This window comes from Methylosinus sp. Ce-a6, assembly GCF_009811655.1.
GTDB lineage: Bacteria > Pseudomonadota > Alphaproteobacteria > Rhizobiales > Beijerinckiaceae > Methylosinus.
Window position 1 is genome coordinate 1 of record NZ_BGJX01000073.1, and the last position, 1,934, is coordinate 1,934.

The window sequence follows — 1,934 nt, forward strand, 5'->3', positions numbered from 1 at the left end:
CGAATCATTCTCCGATGCTTCGGAACCCCAGAATCACGCAACTGCGGCGCGAACAAGAAACTTTTGGGTCAGGTTCTGAGCACCTTGTCGATCACGACTTGAAAGAAGAGCGGCGTGACGAGCGCGAAAATCTGGACGAAGAATGAAGCGAGCAGAACATGCCCGAGCGGCCGTCGATACCGCCAGATCGAGGGCAGGAACCAGCGAAATCCGAAAGTCTGCGGATCGACGCCCGCGCCTCCGATCTTGCGCGAGACCAATATGGCCTCGTCCTGCATCTCATCGAAGAGGTGATCGAGCGACAATGCGCGGTCGACGCGCGTGATCGGATCTACCAGACGATAATCCCCGGAGGGAAGTTTGCCACCGAACACGTGAAATCCACCGCCTCGCAATCGAACGATCGAGGGAGCGGGTAGCTCTGCGACGCGGCGCTTTTCGGGATTCTCGATGATGCGGGCCTTCAGGCCGATGATCTGAGCGGCTCTCACGATGTCCTGCGCCGCCACCGCTCGCCCGCCTAGGGCCAACTCCCGCCGAATATGCGCGGGATCGGCGGCGATTCGGTAATAGGCCGCAATTCCGCACAGCGCCTGTAGCCCGGAGTCTACGGCATGAGAGGACGAAGCCTCGGCATCCGCGGAGCTGTTCATCGCACGCCTAAATGCGTCGAAGTGGGTGTGCTGACGAGAGGCGCATTACTCATGCAAGCAATGTTGCGCATATCATCGGCAAACTCAGTATGAGCGTTGGAGTAAATAGAAGCAAAGTGAGGCATGGCTAAACTACTGATGACCTACCTGAGGCTTGTTGCCACCATGTTCGTAGTGGATATCACAAAACGTCTATCGAACTTTGCGCAACAGTTGACGTTGTGCTCGAATTTTCACCATGCTTCAATTGACTGAGAATCGTGCTCTGCCAGTCGATAAAGGTCGAAAAGGTCTACGCACACACGGGAATCGAAACGCTGGGGCGCCATCGTCAGAGCGTCGTTCGTCGATTGAATGAACTCGTAGTATGGCGTGGCCTCCAGGGGGGAATAGACAAATGTCGGGGTTTGAACCTGTCGTCCCACCCGCGGGGCACGATCGACGCCAACGTTCGTAGTTGCTCGCTTACCGACAAATCACTGCTGCACGGCCCATTTTCGTCAAAGCCGGACGAAACAAACGCGGTTGCGCCGAAAGTCCAGCCTTTCGTTTGCTGCGCGTCCATTTCCGGCGAGTGCCACCTCTACTGTTTCGAACCAATCCGTCGATCCCTCGTGTTCCGCGATTCTTTTGAGGCATTTGGAAGTCGATTCCGGCTCGACCATCGAAAGTCCAACGCCGTATCGTAACGCGGCTCCATGCGCCAGCTTGTTCGTCGTGTTGGAAAAATTTCTTGGATCGAGCGCCGCCAAAATCTCGGTTACAATCGACATCCAAAAACTCTCCAAGCGGCATGCTACAAAACTCTTACATACGGTCGAGGCGCGGTCTCGCGGTTTCCATATCCGAGCTATTGCCGAAGTCTCAATATGACGCTCAAACCAATCGCCGATCAACTTCTTGCGCGACCGCGGGGATCGAACGTCTTCGAAATCTACAACAGTTTCGTGAAAGCCGCCCTCCGAAGTCCGGCTTTATCATGCGATGGTTTAAGACCTACAAATTTCCTTCGGGCGGGCATGGGACTGAATTTTCACGTTGGCAGCTAAATTCTCGATCGCTATACATCGGCTATCGCGTCATGGCTTCCGTTTGACAAGGGTTAAACGCGATATAAGAGCGCGTCAAGACCAACGGCGAGGAGTCGCAGGGCGATCGGGTGAAGAAATAGGTGACAAGACGCGTCTGAGCTGAATCTGTCGGAATCCTCTGATTCGATCTTTGGGGGATTGCGATGGACGCGAGCGGACGCGACTTCGAGGCTCTGGCCGAGACGACGGC

The 1,934-nt window shown here is 55.4% G+C and carries 2 protein-coding genes; both read right to left on the reverse strand.

Annotated features, from left to right (window positions below):
* Window positions 1-68 precede the first annotated feature (68 nt).
* The gene (locus Mspo_RS19310; RefSeq protein ID WP_159732903.1) at window positions 69-653 is read right to left on the reverse strand and encodes a cysteine peptidase family C39 domain-containing protein; all 585 of its coding nucleotides are present in this window, start codon (window positions 651-653) and stop codon (window positions 69-71) included.
* Window positions 654-1,153: 500 nt separating this feature from the next.
* A complete protein-coding gene (locus Mspo_RS19315) occupies window positions 1,154-1,426 on the reverse strand; it encodes a hypothetical protein (RefSeq protein WP_159732905.1) in 273 nt (90 codons plus the stop codon).
* Window positions 1,427-1,934: the final 508 nt, after the last annotated feature.

Excerpts from the sequence above, each read along its gene's own strand:
- Mspo_RS19310 (WP_159732903.1), bottom strand. The coding sequence starts at position 653 with ATGAACAGCTCCGCGGATGCCGAGGCTTCGTCCTCTCATGCCGTAGAC.
- Mspo_RS19315 (WP_159732905.1), bottom strand. The coding sequence starts at position 1,426 with ATGTCGATTGTAACCGAGATTTTGGCGGCGCTCGATCCAAGAAATTTT.